General features: G+C 72.3%; 12 protein-coding genes and 1 pseudogene. 3 read left to right on the plus strand and 10 right to left on the minus strand.

Annotation, left to right across the window (positions count from 1 at the left end; genetic code table 11):
* The 7 genes and pseudogenes from HGBR_RS01290 to aspS form a co-directional block, all read right to left on the minus strand.
* Window positions 1-437 (minus strand): annotated as a pseudogene (locus tag HGBR_RS01290) (shikimate dehydrogenase family protein); the annotation flags it as partial.
* Window positions 430-1,578, minus strand: a complete 1,149-nt coding sequence (gene mltG / locus HGBR_RS01295) for an endolytic transglycosylase MltG (protein ID WP_019157529.1) — start codon at window positions 1,576-1,578, stop codon at window positions 430-432. The gene mltG and the pseudogene HGBR_RS01290, both read right to left, overlap by 8 nt.
* A 6-nt stretch (window positions 1,579-1,584) precedes the next feature.
* Window positions 1,585-2,055 (minus strand): Holliday junction resolvase RuvX, encoded by a 471-nt coding sequence (ruvX, locus tag HGBR_RS01300; protein WP_019157530.1) that lies wholly within the window; start codon window positions 2,053-2,055, stop codon window positions 1,585-1,587.
* Window positions 2,052-4,706, minus strand: coding sequence for an alanine--tRNA ligase (alaS, locus tag HGBR_RS01305; protein ID WP_019157531.1), 2,655 nt, complete (start codon window positions 4,704-4,706; stop codon window positions 2,052-2,054). The genes ruvX and alaS overlap by 4 nt, the downstream gene beginning before the upstream one ends.
* Before the next feature lie 160 nt (window positions 4,707-4,866).
* Complete coding sequence (rpsD, locus tag HGBR_RS01310) at window positions 4,867-5,493, minus strand: 30S ribosomal protein S4 (RefSeq protein ID WP_026077235.1); 627 nt, start codon at window positions 5,491-5,493, stop codon at window positions 4,867-4,869.
* A gap of 151 nt (window positions 5,494-5,644) precedes the next feature.
* Complete coding sequence (locus tag HGBR_RS01315) at window positions 5,645-6,979, minus strand: replication-associated recombination protein A (RefSeq protein ID WP_019157533.1); 1,335 nt, start codon at window positions 6,977-6,979, stop codon at window positions 5,645-5,647.
* 62 nt (window positions 6,980-7,041) lie between these two features.
* On the minus strand, window positions 7,042-8,838 hold the full coding sequence (aspS, locus tag HGBR_RS01320; protein ID WP_019157534.1) for an aspartate--tRNA ligase: 1,797 nt from the start codon (window positions 8,836-8,838) through the stop codon (window positions 7,042-7,044).
* An 89-nt stretch (window positions 8,839-8,927) separates the two neighbouring features.
* Between aspS and HGBR_RS01325 the strand changes: the two genes are divergently transcribed.
* Window positions 8,928-9,305 (plus strand): ArsR/SmtB family transcription factor, encoded by a 378-nt coding sequence (locus HGBR_RS01325; protein ID WP_019157535.1) that lies wholly within the window; start codon window positions 8,928-8,930, stop codon window positions 9,303-9,305.
* Window positions 9,306-9,332: 27 nt separating this feature from the next.
* Here the strand turns inward: HGBR_RS01325 and hisS are convergent, their stop codons facing one another.
* Together hisS and HGBR_RS01335 are read right to left on the minus strand one after the other, a co-directional pair.
* A complete protein-coding gene (hisS, locus tag HGBR_RS01330; protein WP_019157536.1) occupies window positions 9,333-10,679 on the minus strand; it encodes a histidine--tRNA ligase in 1,347 nt (448 codons plus the stop codon).
* 67 nt (window positions 10,680-10,746) lie between these two features.
* Window positions 10,747-11,418, minus strand: coding sequence for an MBL fold metallo-hydrolase (locus tag HGBR_RS01335; RefSeq protein ID WP_019157537.1), 672 nt, complete (start codon window positions 11,416-11,418; stop codon window positions 10,747-10,749).
* Between the two features lie 132 nt (window positions 11,419-11,550).
* On the opposite strand from HGBR_RS01335, the gene HGBR_RS01340 reads away from it, so the two are divergent.
* Window positions 11,551-12,927 carry a DUF349 domain-containing protein gene (locus tag HGBR_RS01340; RefSeq protein WP_019157538.1) on the plus strand — a complete coding sequence of 459 codons (1,377 nt, stop codon included), beginning with the start codon at window positions 11,551-11,553 and terminating at the stop codon, window positions 12,925-12,927.
* Between the two features lie 67 nt (window positions 12,928-12,994).
* Window positions 12,995-13,567, plus strand: a complete 573-nt coding sequence (locus HGBR_RS01345; protein WP_019157539.1) for a hypothetical protein — start codon at window positions 12,995-12,997, stop codon at window positions 13,565-13,567.
* Here the strand turns inward: HGBR_RS01345 and HGBR_RS01350 are convergent.
* Window positions 13,557-15,839 carry a RelA/SpoT family protein gene (locus HGBR_RS01350; protein ID WP_019157540.1) on the minus strand — a complete coding sequence of 761 codons (2,283 nt, stop codon included), beginning with the start codon at window positions 15,837-15,839 and terminating at the stop codon, window positions 13,557-13,559. The two genes, HGBR_RS01345 and HGBR_RS01350, sit on opposite strands and share 11 nt — an antisense overlap.
* Between the last annotated feature and the right edge of the window lie 11 nt (window positions 15,840-15,850).

Genomic DNA, 15,850 nt, shown 5'->3' on the forward strand with positions numbered 1-15,850 from the left:
GAGGCCGCGGTGGCGCCGGCGCCCAGCACGTCCGCCTCGTCCGTCCACGGCGCGGCTTCCGCTCCCGCGCGCGCCAGCCCCTCGTGGACCGCGGCGACGATTCCGTCGACGTCCGTATTGAGCACCGCGCCGCCACCGGTCTCCGGCCGCAGCAGCGTATTGCCCGCACCCGTCGCGATGGCGTCCGCGTCCAGGTCCCACCCGTTGCCGCGGGCCAGGTCGAGGAGCCGGTGCTTGAGCGGCATCGTGAGGGAAAGCCCCACCAGGTCCGGGCGGTCCGCCAGGAACGTCTCGAGCTGCTCCTCGCGCACCTCGAACCGGTCGTAGGAGAAGCCCTCGAGCCCCAGCGCGCGGGCCGCCGCGCGGTGCAGGGCCGGGGAGAGGGAGTGCGCGATCGGTGAGCCCAGGACGGCGAAACGGGCGGGCGACTCAGCCATCGCCGGAACCCCCGCTGCGTTCGCGCAGCCACGCCCGGTACTCCTCGACGTTCTCCAGGTGCTCGTCGTAGGTCTCCGCGAACCGCGTCTCACCCGTGTCCGGATCGACGGCCACGAAGAACTGCCAGTCGCCCTCGGCCGGGTCCATCGCCGCATCGACCGCGCTGCGCCCCGGCGAGTTGATGGGTCCCGGCGGCAGGCCCTCGTGCATGTACGTGTTGTACGGATTGTCGTCCGCGCGCTCCTCCGCCGTCGTCGTGAGGTCGTCACGGGCCCCGTGGATGTACGCGATCGTCGCGTCCGACTGCAGCAGGCCGTTCGTCTGCGAGTCGTCCCCGGTGCGGTTGAGGAACACGCGCGCCACCTGCCGGCGGACCTCCGGATCCGCGGGCGACTCGATCTCGACGAGGCTCGCGAGGGTGAGGATCTCGTTCGCCTCGGCGTCCTCGATGCCGGCATCGGCCAGTTCGTGGGCGGTGCGATCGACCATCTGCTGGACCACGGCCTCGGCGGTGGTGCCCGGCTGCAGATCGTATGTGGCCGGGAAGAGGTATCCCTCGAGGCTGGGGGCGTCGATGTCGAGGTCGTAGTCCTGCGGGGTCCGGTCCTCGATCGCGGCCGTCACCTCGTCCTCCGCCATCCCGGACTCGATCATGCGCGCCTGGATCTGCGGCAGCGCGAACCCCTCCGGGATGACGACCTGGGGAGCCGCCTCCGGATTCACCATCGCCTCGACCGCCGCGGCGGAGCTCATCTGCTTGCGCATGCTGTACGTCTGCGCCTGCAGGGACACCTCGCGCCGCTCGACCTCGTCGATGAACGGCCGGGAGGACTTGATGACGTCCTCCTCGACCAGCTGGTTCGCGATCTGCGTGACCGAGGTCCCGGGCAGCACCTCGACGCTGACCGGCTCCGTGCCCTCCCCCTCGTAGTCGTCGCTGCGGCCCAGCACCTCCTGCACGATGCCGCCGGTGACGGACACCGCGACGACGCCGCCGATGCCCAGCACCAGCAGGGCGGCCACGACGATCGTCGTCGTCCGGCGCCGGCGCATCATCCGCCGCCGGCTCTGCGCACGCTGCTCGGCGCGGGAGAGCGGGGCGGCCTCCTCGATCGGATCGATCGGGTCGTTCTGGTCCATGTCTGCTCAGTCCTCCCGGTCGAGGATGGTTCCAGCGGGGGTGCCGCTGCTCTTCTCCAGATCCAGCGCGGTCTGCAGGATGAGGACCGCCGCGACGGAGTCGACGCGGTCCCGGCGCTGCTTCGAGTTCTTCCCGGCGCTCTGCAGGACGCTGTGCGCCTGCACCGTCGTGAAGCGCTCGTCGACGAGCCGGATGGGCACGGCGATGCGCGTCGCCAGCTCGCGCAGGAACGCGAGAGCCGCGTCGACGGCGCCGTGGTCGGCCCCGTCCAGCGACCGAGGCCGCCCCGCCACGACCTCGATCGCGCCGTGCTCCTCGACGAGGTCGTGCACGCGGGTGAGTGCCTGCGCGTCGTCGTCGCGGCGCACGTGGTCGAGCGGGGTCGCGAGGATTCCGTCGGGATCGCAGACCGCCGCACCCACGCGGACGCTGCCTACGTCGAGGGCGAGCCGCCGACCCCGGCGGAATCCGCTCATGACCCGGCGATCGCAGTCGCGACCGCGTCGAGCGCCGCCGCACTCCTGCCGGCGTCCTGGCCGCCGCCCTGCGCGAGGTCCGGCTTGCCGCCGCCGCCCCCGCCCAGCTGGGCGCACGCGGTCTTGACGAGGTCGCCCGCGCGCAGTCCGCGCGCCTGGGCGCCCTCGTCCGCCGCGATGACGACGCTGGGCCGGCCGGAGACCGTGCCGATCGCGGCGACGACGACCGCGTCCGCGTCGATCCGGTTCCGCACGTCCGTCACGAAGCTGCGCACGTCGCCCGCGTCCGTGACCTCGCCCAGCTGCGTGGCGGAGTAGCGCACCCCGGCCACGTCGCGCGCCTGCGCCACGGCGTCCGCGGCGGCGGCGAGCACGCGCTCACGCGCCAGGTCCGCGATGGTCCGCTCCGCCTCCTTGAGGCGGTCCAGCAGCCCCGCGACCCGGCCCGGGACGTCCGCACCGGGCACCTTGAGCATCTCCGACAGCGACTGGAGGATCGTCCGCTCCTTCGCCAGCCCGCGGAACGCCTCGAGTCCCACGGAGGCCTCGATGCGGCGGGTGCCGGAGCCGATGGACGCCTCGGACAGGACGGAGATGGGGCCCACCTGCGCGGTGCGACCGATGTGGGTGCCGCCGCACAGCTCGCGGGAGAACGGGCCGCCGATGTCGACCACGCGCACGACGGACGGGTACTTCTCGCCGAACAGCGCGAGCGCACCGGACCGCTTCGCCTCCTCGAGCGGCAGGTACTCGTAGCTCACTTCGAAGTCGTCGCGCACGGCGATGTTCGCCGCGTCCTCGATCTCCTCGCGCAGGGCGGGGCTCAGCGCTTCCGGGAACGCGTAGTCGAACCGCATGTAGCCGGGCTGGTTGAGGGATCCGGCCTGCACCGCGTGCGGGCCCAGGACGGTCCGCAGCGCGGAGTGGACGAGGTGGGTCGCGGAGTGCGCCTGTGCGGCGGCGAACCGGTGCGCGCGGTCGACCTCCGCGGACACGTCCGCACCCGTGGCGAGCGAGCCCTCGACGACCTCGATCCGGTGGGCCGGCAGTCCCTTGACGGGGGCCTGGACGTCGAGGACCCGGGCGGTGAAGCCGTCGCCGCGGATGAGACCGCGGTCCGCGCGCTGTCCGCCGGACTCCGCGTAGAACGGGGTGACGTCCAGGACGAGGTCGACGGTGTCGCCCGGCTGCGCGACCTCGACGGACCGCCCGTCGGCCACGAGGCCGCGGATCCGGGAGTCCGCCGTCAGCACGTCGTAGCCCACGAACTCCGTCGAGCCCTCCTCCAGCAGCTGCGAGTAGGCGCTCAGGTCCGCCCCGCCGCCCTTCTTCGCGCGGGCGTCCGCGCGGGCGCGGTCGCGCTGCTCCTGCATGAGCGTGCGGAAGCCCTCCTCGTCGACGCGGACGCCGTGCTCCGCCGCCATCTCGAGGGTGAGGTCGATGGGGAAGCCGTGCGTGTCGTGCAGCGCGAAGGCGATGTCGCCGGACAGCGCACCGCCGGCCCCCACCCGGTCGACGGCGCCGGTCAGCAGTGCGGTGCCGGATTCGAGGGTGCGGAGGAACGCAGTCTCCTCCGCGTAGGCGATGCGCGAGATCCGGTCGAAGTCCGTCTCGAGCTCCGGGTAGGACGCCCGCATGACGTCCATGGACCGGGGCAGCAGGTGCGGCAGGACCGGCTCGGTGACCCCCAGCAGTCGCATCGCGCGCACGGCGCGGCGCAGCAGGCGGCGCAGGATGTACCCGCGGCCCTCGTTCCCGGGGCGCACTCCGTCGCCGATGATGACGAGCGCGGAGCGGACGTGGTCCGCGACGACGCGCATGCGGACGTCGTCCTCCTCGCGGTCCCCGTACGCGCGGCCGGACAGCCGTGCGGCCTCGTCGATGACGGGGTACACCTCGTCGATCTCGTACATGTTCTCGACGCCCTGCTTGAGGAACGCGACGCGCTCGAGGCCCATGCCGGTGTCGATGTTCTTCGCGGGCAGGTCGCCCGCGATGTCGAAGTCCGTCTTCGACCGCACAGCGGAGAGCTCGAACTCCATGAAGACGAGGTTCCAGATCTCGATGTACCGGTCCTCGTCCGCCTCCGGACCGCCCTCGGCCCCGTAGGCGGGGCCGCGGTCGTAGTAGATCTCCGAGCAGTAGCCCCCGGGTCCGGGCTGGCCCGTGTGCCAGAAGTTGTCCTCGCTGCCGCGGAACTGGATGCGCTCACGCGGGATCGACGTCTCCTCGAGCCACAGGTCGACCGTCTCCGCGTCCTCGCGGTGGACCGTCGCCCAGAGCAGGTCGGGGTCGAAGCCCAGCCCGCCCTGGTCCTCGGGCCGGGTCAGCAGCTGCCACGCGAAGCGGATCGCGTCCGCCTTGAAGTAGTCGCCGAAGGAGAAGTTGCCGTTCATCTGGAAGAACGTGCCGTGGCGGGTCGTCTTGCCCACCTCTTCGATGTCCTGCGTGCGCACGCACTTCTGGACGCTCGTGGCGCGCGGGAAGGGTGCGGGTTCCCGCCCCGTGAGGAACGGGATGAACTGCACCATCCCCGCGATGTTGAACAGGATCGACGGGTCGGAGCTGATGACCGACGCCGACGGGACCACGGTGTGGCCGTTCTCCTCGAAGAACCGAAGCCAGCGCTCCCTGATCTCTGCTGTCCTCATCCGGGTGACATCCTTTCGTGCGGCGGACGGCGTCTGCTCGACGGACCGCCTCACAGCATAGTGGAGACATGAATGGCGGCGGGCCGCCGCACGACCCGGTGGGGTGTGCGACGGCCCGTGCGCGCGGGGTCCCTGGGGACCGGTGGCCCGGACGGACCGATCAGCGCGAGTAGTGCTCGACGACCAGCTGGACGTCAGCGGTCACCGGGACCTCGGAGCGCTTGGGGCGGCGCAGCAGCGTCGCCTGCAGGGCCTCGAGATCGACCTTGAGGTAGCCGGGCAGGGTCGGCAGCACATCGCGGTGCGCACCGGCCGCGGCGACCTGGAAGGGGTCGCGGGTCGTGGAGCGGGGCTTCACGTGGATCATCTGCCCCTCCTTGACGCGGAACGAGGGGCGGTCGACCAGCTGGCCGTCGACCATGATGTGGCGGTGGACGACGATCTGGCGCGCCTGCGCGATCGTGCGGGCGAAGCCGGAGCGCAGGACGAGGGCGTCGAGACGCATCTCCAGGAGCTCGACGATGTTCTCACCCGTCAGACCCGGGAGGCGCTTGGCCTCCTTGTAGGTCGCGAGCATCTGCGCCTCGCGGATGCCGTACTGCGCGCGGAGACGCTGCTTCTCCTTGAGTCGGACCGAGTAGTCCGAGTCGTTGCGCCGGCGGGCGCGGCCGTGCTCGCCGGGCGGGTACGGGCGGCGCTCGAAGTACTTCTCCGCCTTGGGCGTCAGCGGGATGCCCAGTGCGCGCGAGAGGCGCACCTGGCGACGATGACGTGCGGGTGCAGTCATGGTGGTGCCTTTCTTCATGAGGTGCGTCCGGACCGGTCTACTCGCCGGTGGATCGGACAGCTGTTTCCCTCCGAACGGGAAAGAGGGGCGGGATCGCGAGTCCGATTCCGCCCGACCGCCTCTGGACGAGGCACAGCGACTGACAACTCTATCACGCCTGCTCGCCCCGGCGCAGCGCCGCGAGCGCGTCCAGCCGGTCGGCCATGCGCGACTCCGCCCCGTTGGCGGTGGGCCGGTAGTACGTGGTCCCGGTGAGGGTGTCCGGCAGGTACTCCTGGGGCGACACCCCGTAGGGCCAGTCGTGGGAGTACCGGTACCCCTCCCCGTGCCCGAGGCCCTTGGCACCCGGGTAGTGCGCGTCCCGCAGGTGCAGGGGGACCTGCCCGGCACGGCCCGCCTTCACATCCGCGATCGCCTCGTCGAGGGCGCGGTAGGAGGCCGGGGACTTGGGGGCGGTCGCGAGGTAGACGACCGCCTCGGCCAGGGGGATCCGCCCCTCGGGCATCCCGATCCGCTCGACGGCCTGGTGGGCGGACACCGCGATGGTGAGGGCCTGCGGGTCGGCCAGTCCGATGTCCTCGGCGGCGGAGATGACGATGCGGCGGCAGATGAACCGCGGGTCCTCGCCCGCGACGATCATGCGCGCCAGGTAGTGGAGCGCGGCGTCCGGGTCCGAGCCGCGGATCGACTTGATGAAGGCGGAGATCACGTCGTAGTGCTGGTCCCCGTCGCGGTCGTAGCGCAGCACCGCCTCCGCGCTGGCCTCGGCGACGTCGTCCTCCGTCACCTCGACCGGACCCGTCCCCGGGTCTGTCGCGCCCTCCCGGTCTGCATCCTCGTCCCTGTCGGTCTCGCGGCGGGCGCGCGCGATCCCGGCGGCCGCTTCGAGGACGGTGAGCGAGCGACGCGCGTCCGCACCGGCGACGCGGACGATCATCGCGCGGGCGTCGTCGGTGAGCGCGAACTCGCCGGCCAGCCCGCGCGGATCCGTGACGGCGCGGTCCAGCAGTCCCCTGATCGCCTCGTCCGTGAGCGGCTTGAGCGTCAGCAGCAGCGAACGCGACAGCAGAGGGGCGATGACGGAGAAGCTGGGGTTCTCCGTCGTCGCGGCGACGAGGACGACCAGCCGGTTCTCCACGGCCGGGAGGAGGGCGTCCTGCTGCGCCTTCGTGAACCGGTGGATCTCGTCGAGGAACAGGACGGTGGTGCGCCCGTTCATCTCGCGCTCGGTCCGCGCGGTCTCGACGACCTGCCGGACGTCGCGCACGCCGGCCGTGATCGCGGACAGCTCGACGAAGCTGCGCCCCTCCGCGTGGGAGATGACGTGCGCCAGCGTCGTCTTGCCCACGCCGGGCGGGCCCCACAGCATGACGGATGACGGTCCGGTCCGCGCGTCCGCGCGGGCCTCGACCAGCTGCCGCAGCGGCGAGCCGGGGAAGGTGAGGTGGTCCTGGCCCAGCACCTCGTCGAGCGAACGGGGACGCATGCGGACGGCGAGCGGGTCGAGCGCCCCGCTCGCCTCCGGTGCGTCGGAGAAGAGGTCCGCCGTCAGGAGGAGACCTCCTCCTGCGCGTCCTCGTCCTGGGCCACGTGGTCGACGCCCGCTTCCTTCCGCTGCGCCTCCGTGATGGGCGCGGGCGCGTCCGTGAGCGGGTCGTAGCCGCCGCCGGACTTGGGGAAGGCGATGACGTCCCGGATCGAGTCCGCGCCGGCCAGCAGCGCGACGATCCGGTCCCAGCCGAACGCGATGCCGCCGTGGGGCGGCGCGCCGAACTTGAACGCCTCGAGCAGGAAGCCGAACTTCTCCTGCGCCTCCTCCTCCGTGATGCCCATGACGCCGAAGACGCGCTCCTGGACCTCGCGCGAGTGGATGCGGATCGAGCCGCCGCCGATCTCGTTGCCGTTGCACACGATGTCGTACGCGTACGCGAGCGCCTCGCCCGGATCCTGGTCGAACGTGTCGAGGAACTCCGGCTTGGGCGAGGTGAAGGCGTGGTGGACCGCGGTCCACGCACCGGCGCCCACCGCCACGTCGCCGGCGGCCTGCGCGTCCGCCGCGGGCTCGAACATCGGGGCGTCGACGATCCAGACGAACGACCACTCGGATTCGTCCAGGAGGCCCTCGCGCACCGCGATCTCCTTGCGGGCCGCGCCCAGCAGGGCCCGGGCCGCGGACGTCGTGTCCGCCGCGAAGAAGATCGCATCGCCGTGGGCGGCGCCGGTCGCCTCGAGCAGGCCCGCGCGCTCCTCCTCCGACAGGTTCTTCGCGACCGGACCGGTCAGCTCGCCGTCCGGCTGGACCAGCACGTACGCGAGCCCCTTCGCGCCGCGCTGCTTCGCCCACTCCTGCCAGCCGTCCAGCTGGCGCCGGGGCAGCTTCGCACCGCCCGGGTAGACGACCGCGCCCACGTAGGGGGCGCGGAAGACGCGGAACGGCGTCTCGCGGAAGTACTCCGTGAGCTCGACCAGCTCGAGGTCGAAGCGCAGGTCCGGCTTGTCCGAGCCGTACCGGGCCATCGCCTCGCGGTAGGTCATCCGGCGGATGGGGCCGGGGATGTCGACGTCGATGAGCTTCCACAGCGCGGCGAGGATCTGCTCCGCCAGCGCGATGATGTCGTCCTGCTCGACGAAGGAGGCCTCGATGTCCAGCTGGGTGAACTCCGGCTGCCGGTCCGCGCGGAAGTCCTCGTCGCGGTAGCAGCGGGCGATCTGGTAGTACTTCTCGATCCCGCCCACCTGCAGCAGCTGCTTGAACAGCTGCGGGGACTGCGGCAGCGCGTACCACGAGCCCGGGCGCAGGCGCGCGGGCACGAGGAAGTCGCGGGCGCCCTCCGGCGTCGACCGGGTGAGGGTGGGCGTCTCCACCTCGACGAACTCGTTCTCCTCGAGGACCCGCCGGGCGGCCCGGTTGACCGCCGAGCGCAGCCGCATCGTCGAGGCGGGGCCGGACCGGCGCAGGTCGAGGTACCGGTAGCGCAGGCGGGTCTCCTCGCCCACCTGCCCGGAGTCCTCTGCGTGATCGGAGACCTGGAAGGGCAGGGCGGACGCCTGGGACAGGATCGTCACGTCCGTGTCGACGACCTCGACCTCGCCGGTGGGCAGCCCGGGGTTCGCGTTGCCCTCTGGGCGCACGGACACGGTGCCGGTCACGGACACGACCGTCTCGTTGCGCAGCTGGTCCGCGACCTGCTCGCGCACGACGACCTGGACGATGCCCGTGGCGTCCCTGAGGTCGATGAACGCGACTCCGCCGTGGTCACGGCGCCGGTCGACCCACCCCGCGAGGGTGACGGCGGTTCCGGCGTGCGCGGCGCGCAGGGCGCCGGCTGAGTGGGTGCGTAACACGAAGAGGACTCCTGGGATAGGTGCTGAGGGCGAAACACGTCCATGATAGACGCAGTGGAGGACACGGGAACGAGAGGCGGGATGCGGGCATGACGGAGCACTCAGGGGACGCGGGGCGCGAGGCACTGCCCACCTCCGCGCAGGTGGAGGTCGCCGCGGAGACGTTCCGGATGCTGTCCTCGTCGACCCGCCTGCTCATCGTGCGGATCCTCGTGGACGCGGAGCACGACGTCACATCGCTCGCGGACCTCTCGGAGGCGAGCGTCCAGGCCGTCTCGCAGCACCTCGCGAAGCTGCGGCTGGCGGGCCTCGTGAGCTCGCGGCGGGAGGGACGGCGCATCATCTACACCGTCGACGACCCCCACGTCGTCACGATGGTCGAGGAGATCTTCGAGCACATCGCCCCGGACGGCTCGCTCGCCCCGGACCCGGCCGAGCGCAGGCCTCAGCGGCGCCCGCGCCGCTGAGGACCCTGCGACCCACTCCCCCGCGCCTCACTCCCCCGCGACGCGCTCGACGCGCGGCCAGAGGTCCTCTTCCGGCGGCGTCCACACGGACGCGTCGGCCGGCTCCTGGTGCCCGGAGCGGATGTCCTTGACCTCGTGCCCGGACTCACCGTCGACGAACCACACGAACGGGATGCCGCGGCGGTCGGCGAAACGGATCTGCTTGCCGAACTTCGCCGCGGCGGGTGCGACGTCCGCGGGGATGCCGCGGTGCCGCAGGGTCGCGGCGACCCGGTCGGAGTCGCCGCGGTGGGCCTCGTCCGACACGGACACGAGCACCGCGGTGGGGACGTCGCGGGTCGCCTGCACCATGCGCTGCGCGCCCACGAGGCGGGACATGAGGCGGGACACGCCCACGGACATCCCGACCCCGGGGTAGGTGCGCTTCCCGCTCGTGGCCAGCGCGTCGTAGCGCCCGCCGGAGGCGACGGAGCCCAGGTCCTCGTGCCCCTGCAGCTGCGTCTCGTAGACGGCCCCCGTGTAGTAGTCGAGGCCGCGGGCGATCTTGAGCTGGGCCCACACGGTGCCGGGCGCGCGCGTGTGGGCGGTCTCGAGCAGGCGGGTGAGCGCCGCAAGACCCTCATCCAGCAGCGGGTGGCTCACGCCCAGGTCCACGACGGCGTCCGCGAAGCCCGCGTCCGGGCTCTCGATGCGGGCCAGCGCGAGGCACAGCTCCTGCTGACGCGTGTCCGCCCCCGCCTCCTCCGCGAGCAGCCGGGCGACGGCCTCCTCCCCGATCTTGTCGAGCTTGTCGATGCTGCGCAGGACCGCGGGGACGTCGTCCAGGCCGGCACCGCGGGCGAAGCCCTCGATGAGGCGACGGTCGTTCGCGAGGATCCGCACGGGCGGCACGCCCAGCTCACTCAGGGCCCGGAAGGCCTCGGCCATGACGAGCGGCACCTCGACCTCGTAGTGGTCCGGGAGGACGTCCTCGCCCACGACGTCGATGTCCGCCTGGATGAACTCGCGGAAGCGGCCGTCCTGGGGACGCTCCCCCCGCCACACCGGCTGGATCTGGTAGCGCTTGAAGGGGAAGGCCAGGTGCCCGGCGTGCTCGACGACGTAGCGGGCGAAGGGCACGGTCAGGTCGAAGTGGAGTCCCAGCGGGTTCCGCGACTCACCGCCCTCGCCGTGCAGGCGCGACACGGCGAAGACCTCCTTGTCGATCTCGCCGTCCTTCGCGAGGCTGCTGATCGGCTCCATCGCCCGCGTGTGGAGGGCGGCGAAGCCGTGCAGCTCGAAGACGTGCTTGAGCAGGTCGATGACCCGCTCCTCGACGATGCGGTCGGCGGGCAGCCATTCGGGAAAGCCGGACAGCTTGGCGGCGCGTGCCATGGGGACTCCTGGGTGTGTCGGGGCGGTGCGGGTGAGATGCGCGGCGGTGGTCAGCGACCGGGAGCGGTCACAGGAAGGGGTTGGTCGTCAGTTCGTGCGCCAGCCGGGTCGCAGGTCCGTGCCCGGGCAGGACCGGCGAGTCGGGGCGCGTCCGCAGCGCGCGGAGCGAGGCCTCCATCGCCTGCGGATCGCCGCCGGGCAGATCGGTGCGGCCCACGCTCCCGGCGAACAGCACGTCACCGCTGGCCAGCACGAGCGGCGGGCCGTCCGCGGTGGGCGCGTCGTCGACGATCTCGTAGAGCATCGAGCCCTCCGTGTGCCCCGGGGCCAGCGTCGCGGTGATGGTGAGACCCGCGATCCGCAGCACGTCGCCGTCGTCCACGGTCCGGACGGGGGGTGGGGTCCAGTCGGCCGTGAGCGGCGCGAGCATCTGCGAGAACGCGCCCGAGACGCCCGCCGCCGGATCCTCGAGCCGGTGTGCGTCCGGCGCGCCGATGTGGGCCGGCACGTCGAAGCGGGCCAGGACCCCGGGCAGTCCCAGCACGTGATCCGCGTGCCCGTGCGTGAGCAGGACCGCCTCCGGGCGCCAGCCCAGCTCGTCGAGCAGGTCAGCGAGATCGGCGGCGCAGTCGTGGCCGGCGTCGATGAGCAGGCAGGCGGACCCGGCCTCGCCGTCGCCTGATGCGATCGCGTAGCAGTTGACGTCCAGCAGGGCGGCGCGGACTCCGGTGATCTCCATGCGGACGAGTCTAGTCCTCCACCTGCACGCGGCACTCCGACGGATATGCTGGTCGGGTCAGCGCCGGCGCACCCGGCGGCACCCTGCCCGCACCCTCCGGCCGTCCGGCCGGGGGACGTCCTGAGGATCACGATGACGAAGCCCACGCCGCAGCAGCCACCCGTCCCCCGGCCTCGGCCCATGCCCGGCCCCGCAGGCGCCCGGCCCGTGGCCGCGCCGGCCGCTCCCGCGCGGTCGCAGGCGGATCGGGACCAGGCGATCGCCGCCGCCTCCGCGCACGGACGCGTCGACGACGATCTGCGCGTCTTCGCCGTCACGCCGGAGGGTGAGCGCGAGGTGGGCCAGTACCCGGACGCGACCGCGGACGAGGCCCTCCGCTATTTCGCCGGCCGGTTCGTCGCCGTCGAGGAGCAGGTCGAGCTCCTGGAGCAGCGCCTGGCCGCGGGCGCGGAGGCCCAGGCGGTCCGCGCGTCCGCCCGGTCCCAGCGCGAGGAGCTGCCCGGCCTGGCCGCCGTGGGCGACTTCGCCGCCCTGGACGCCCGCCTGTCGGCCGTGCTGGACGCGACCGAGGCCGCGGCCCAGCAGGAGCGCGCCCGCCGGTCCCAGCGGCTCGAGGAGGGCCGCGCGGAGCGGACGCGCATCGTGGAGGAGGCGGAGGCCGTCGCCGCGCAGGATCCTCAGCGCACGCAGTGGAAGGACTCCGCGGCCCGGATGCGCGCACTCTTCGACGAGTGGAAGTCCGTCCAGAGCTCCTACCCGCGCCTGCCGGCCGCGCAGGACAAGGAGCTGTGGGGCCGGTTCTCGCAGGCGCGCTCCACGTTCGACCGCGGGCGGAAGGCCCACTTCGCGCAGCTGGACGAGCGTGCGGCGGAGGGCAGGCGGCTCAAGGAGAAGCTCATCGCGCGGGCGGAGGAGCTGTCCGGTTCCACCGAGTGGCGCGAGACGGCGTCGAAATACCGCGATCTCATGGACGAGTGGAAGGCCGCACCTCGCGCCGGGCGCAGGGAGGACGACGCCCTGTGGGCGCGCTTCCGCGCCGCCCAGGACGTCTTCTTCGACGCACGGACGGCGGCGAACGCGCGCATCGACGAGGAGTACCGCGGGAACCTGACGGTCAAGGAGGAGCTCCTGGCGGAGGCGCAGGCGCTCCTGCCGATCACGGACATCCAGGCGGCGAAGACCGCCCTGCGGGGCATCCAGGACCGCTGGGAGGACGCGGGCAAGGTGCCGCGCGGCGATCTGAACCGGATCGAGGGCGGACTGCGCGCCGTCGAGCAGGCCCTCGCGGACGCCGAGCAGGCGGAGTGGGAGCGCACGAATCCGGAGACCCGTGCGCGCACCTCGGGCATGCTCGCCCAGCTCGAGGACGCGATCGCGGAGCTCGAAGCGGACCTCGAAGCCGCCCGCGACAGCGGCGACGCAGACCGGATCGCGCGTGCCGAGGAGGCGCTGGGCGCACGCCGCGCGTGGTACGACCAGATCGCGGCGACAGCGGCCGATCTGGGCTGATCCCGCAGTTCTCCACAGGGGCGGGCGTGCTGTTGCACGCCCGCCCCTGTCGCGTGAGAGTGGGTCCATGTCTGGGTTCATCCGGCTGCACCGGCCGCTCCCCCTCACGGATCTGCTGGGGCTCGAGTACGACGGCCTCCTGCAGCGGCTCACGCGCGAGGTGTGGGTCGCGGCGGGCACGATCGCGGATCCGGCCCTGCGCTGCGCCGCGCTGGGTGCGGCCCCGCGGCCCCGCATCGCCCTGTCCCACCGATCCGCGCACTGGGTGTGGTGGGGCTCATCGTCCGGCAGGGCTCCCGCGCTGACGGAGTACACCACGTTCTCGCGGAGGCGGATGCGCGCCGCCCGCGGCTCCTGGACCGTCTACGAGCGCGATGTCCTGCCGGCGGAGCGCGTGGAGTTCGACGGGCAGACCGTCACGTCACCGGAGCGGACCCTCTACGATCTGCTGCGCGCGGCGCTCCAGGCCTCGGACCCGGTCACGACGGGTCAGCACACCTTCGCGCGCGTCCCGCACGCGGACCGGCAGGCCTTCCTCGCGTGGCTCGACGGCGTCGAGCGACGCCCCTACGCCGCGCGCACCCGGGCTCTGGCGCTCGCGACGATCGGCCGCGCGCCCAGCCCGTCCCTCACACCGTGACGCGGTAGACGTCGAAGACGCCCTCCACCCGTCGGACCGCCGCGAGCACGTTGTCGAGGTGCGTCCCGTCCCCCATCTCGAACACGAACCGCGACTGCGCCACCCGGGCGCGGGAGGTCGCGACGGAGGCGGACAGGATGTTGACGTGCAGCTCCGACAGCACGCGGGTGATGTCCGACAGCAGGCCCGCCCGATCCAGTGCCTCGACCTGGATGTTGACGAGGTAGAGGCCGCGCGAACTGCCCGTCCACTCGACATCGACGAAACGCTCCGGCTCCGCGCGCATGGACTCGAGGTTCGTGCAGTCGTCGCGGTGCACGGACACCCCGGCGCCGCGCGTGACGAATCCCACGATCCGATCGCCCGGGACGGGCGTGCAGCAGCGCGCCAGCTTGACGAGGAGTCCGTCCGCCCCCGTGACGCGCACGCCCTCCGCGGTCGAGTGGTGGCCGCTCGAGCGCCCCGTGGGGTTGGTGGGGCCCACCGGCACCGCCGGGGCCTTCTCCTCGCCCACCGCCTTCGCCAGCAGGTCGACGACGTGAGCGGCCGAGGTCGTGCCGTTGCCGATCGCTGCGTACACCGCGGACACATCCGTCAGGTGCATCTGCTCGGCGACGGCCAGGAGACCCTCGGCGGACATGAGCCGCTCCGCGGACAGCGAGTGGCGGCGCATCGCCCGCGCCAGCTGCTCGCGCCCGGACTCGATCGCCTCCTCGCGCCGCTCCTTGCTGAACCACTGGCGGATCTTGCTGCGTGCGCGCGGCGAGCGGACGAAGGCCAGCCAGTCCCGGCTGGGACCCGCGGACTCGTCCTTCGACGTGAACACCTCGACGACATCGCCGTTGGACAGCTCCGATTCGAGCGCCACGAGGCGGCCGTTGACGCGGGCGCCCATCGTCCGGTGCCCCACCTCCGTGTGCACCGCGTAGGCGAAGTCGACGGGGGTGGAGCCCGCGGGCAGTGCGATGATGTCGCCCTTGGGCGTGAACGCGTAGACCTCCTGCGAGTTCACCTCGTAGCGGAGGCTGTCGAGGAACTCCTCCGGGTCGGAGACCTCCTTCTGCCAGTCCAGCAGCTGTCGCAGCCACGCGACGTCGTCGACGGTGCCGGTGTCGCCCACCTTCGCAGTGCGTCCGCCGGAGGACACGCCGCCGCGGTCCTTGTACTTCCAGTGCGCGGCGACGCCGTACTCCGCCCGCCGGTCCATCTCCCGTGTGCGCACCTGGATCTCGACGGGTCGCCCGTCCGGGCCGATGACCGTCGTGTGGAGGCTCTGGTACATGTTGAACTTGGGCATCGCGATGTAGTCCTTGAACCGTCCCGCGATGGGCGACCAGCGCGCGTGCACGATGCCCAGGACCGCGTAGCACTCGCGGACCGTCTCGACCAGCACGCGCACGCCCACGAGGTCGTAGATGTCCGCGAACTCGTGGCCCCGCACCACCATCTTCTGGTAGATCGAGTAGTAGTGCTTGGGGCGGCCGGAGATCGTCCCGTCGATGCCGGAGGCCACGAGCTCATCGCCCAGCTCCTTCGACACCGTCCCCAGGAACTTCTCGCGCTCCGGCGCCCGCTCCGCCACGAGCCGCACGATCTCCTCGTACACCTTGGGGTAGAGCACCTGGAACGACAGGTCCTCCAACTCCCACTTGATCGTGTTCATGCCCAGCCGGTGCGCCAGCGGGGCGAAGATCTCGAGCGTCTCCTTCGCCTTGCGGCCGCTGGAGGAGGCCGGCACGTACTTCCACGTCCGCGCGTTGTGCAGGCGGTCGGCCAGTTTGATGACGAGCACGCGGATGTCGCGGCTCATCGCGACGATCATCTTCCGCACGGTCTCCGACTGGGCGGCCGCACCGTACTCGATCTTGTCGAGCTTGGTGACGCCGTCGACCATGACGGCGATCTCGTCGCCGAAGTCCTCGCGCAGCTGCCCGAGCGAGTAGTCCGTGTCCTCGACGGTGTCGTGCAGCAGCGCTGCGGCGAGCGTCGTGGGCGTCATCCCGATCTCTGCGAGGATCGTCGCGACGGCGACGGGATGCGTGATGTAGGGATCACCGCTCTTGCGCGTCTGGCCCGTGTGCGCCCGGTCGGCGACCCGGTAGGCGCGCAGTACCAGTCCGGTGTCGCTGCGCGGGTGGTTGACCTCGAGCGCCTGCAGGAGGGGACCCAGTGCGCGCGGGCGCGCCGGGTCCTGCTGGGCCCGCGCCGTCCAGAAGGCCAGCCGGCCCAGACCCCGGCGCCGGTTGCCAGCGCTCTCGTCCACGTGCGTCACACGATCCTCCC

Origin of the sequence: Brevibacterium senegalense, assembly GCF_000285835.1 — a bacterium.
GTDB classification, from domain to species: domain Bacteria; phylum Actinomycetota; class Actinomycetes; order Actinomycetales; family Brevibacteriaceae; genus Brevibacterium; species Brevibacterium senegalense.

Coding starts and splice junctions, on each gene's coding strand:
- HGBR_RS01315 (WP_019157533.1), bottom strand. CDS start 6,979: ATGCGTCCCCGTTCGCTCGACGAGGTGCTGGGCCAGGACCACCTCACC.
- rpsD (WP_026077235.1), bottom strand. CDS start 5,493: ATGACTGCACCCGCACGTCATCGTCGCCAGGTGCGCCTCTCGCGCGCA.
- HGBR_RS01335 (WP_019157537.1), bottom strand. CDS start 11,418: ATGGAGATCACCGGAGTCCGCGCCGCCCTGCTGGACGTCAACTGCTAC.
- hisS (WP_019157536.1), bottom strand. CDS start 10,679: ATGGCACGCGCCGCCAAGCTGTCCGGCTTTCCCGAATGGCTGCCCGCC.
- ruvX (WP_019157530.1), bottom strand. CDS start 2,055: ATGAGCGGATTCCGCCGGGGTCGGCGGCTCGCCCTCGACGTAGGCAGC.
- HGBR_RS01340 (WP_019157538.1), top strand. CDS start 11,551: ATGACGAAGCCCACGCCGCAGCAGCCACCCGTCCCCCGGCCTCGGCCC.
- HGBR_RS01345 (WP_019157539.1), top strand. CDS start 12,995: ATGTCTGGGTTCATCCGGCTGCACCGGCCGCTCCCCCTCACGGATCTG.
- alaS (WP_019157531.1), bottom strand. CDS start 4,706: ATGAGGACAGCAGAGATCAGGGAGCGCTGGCTTCGGTTCTTCGAGGAG.
- HGBR_RS01325 (WP_019157535.1), top strand. CDS start 8,928: ATGACGGAGCACTCAGGGGACGCGGGGCGCGAGGCACTGCCCACCTCC.
- mltG (WP_019157529.1), bottom strand. CDS start 1,578: ATGGACCAGAACGACCCGATCGATCCGATCGAGGAGGCCGCCCCGCTC.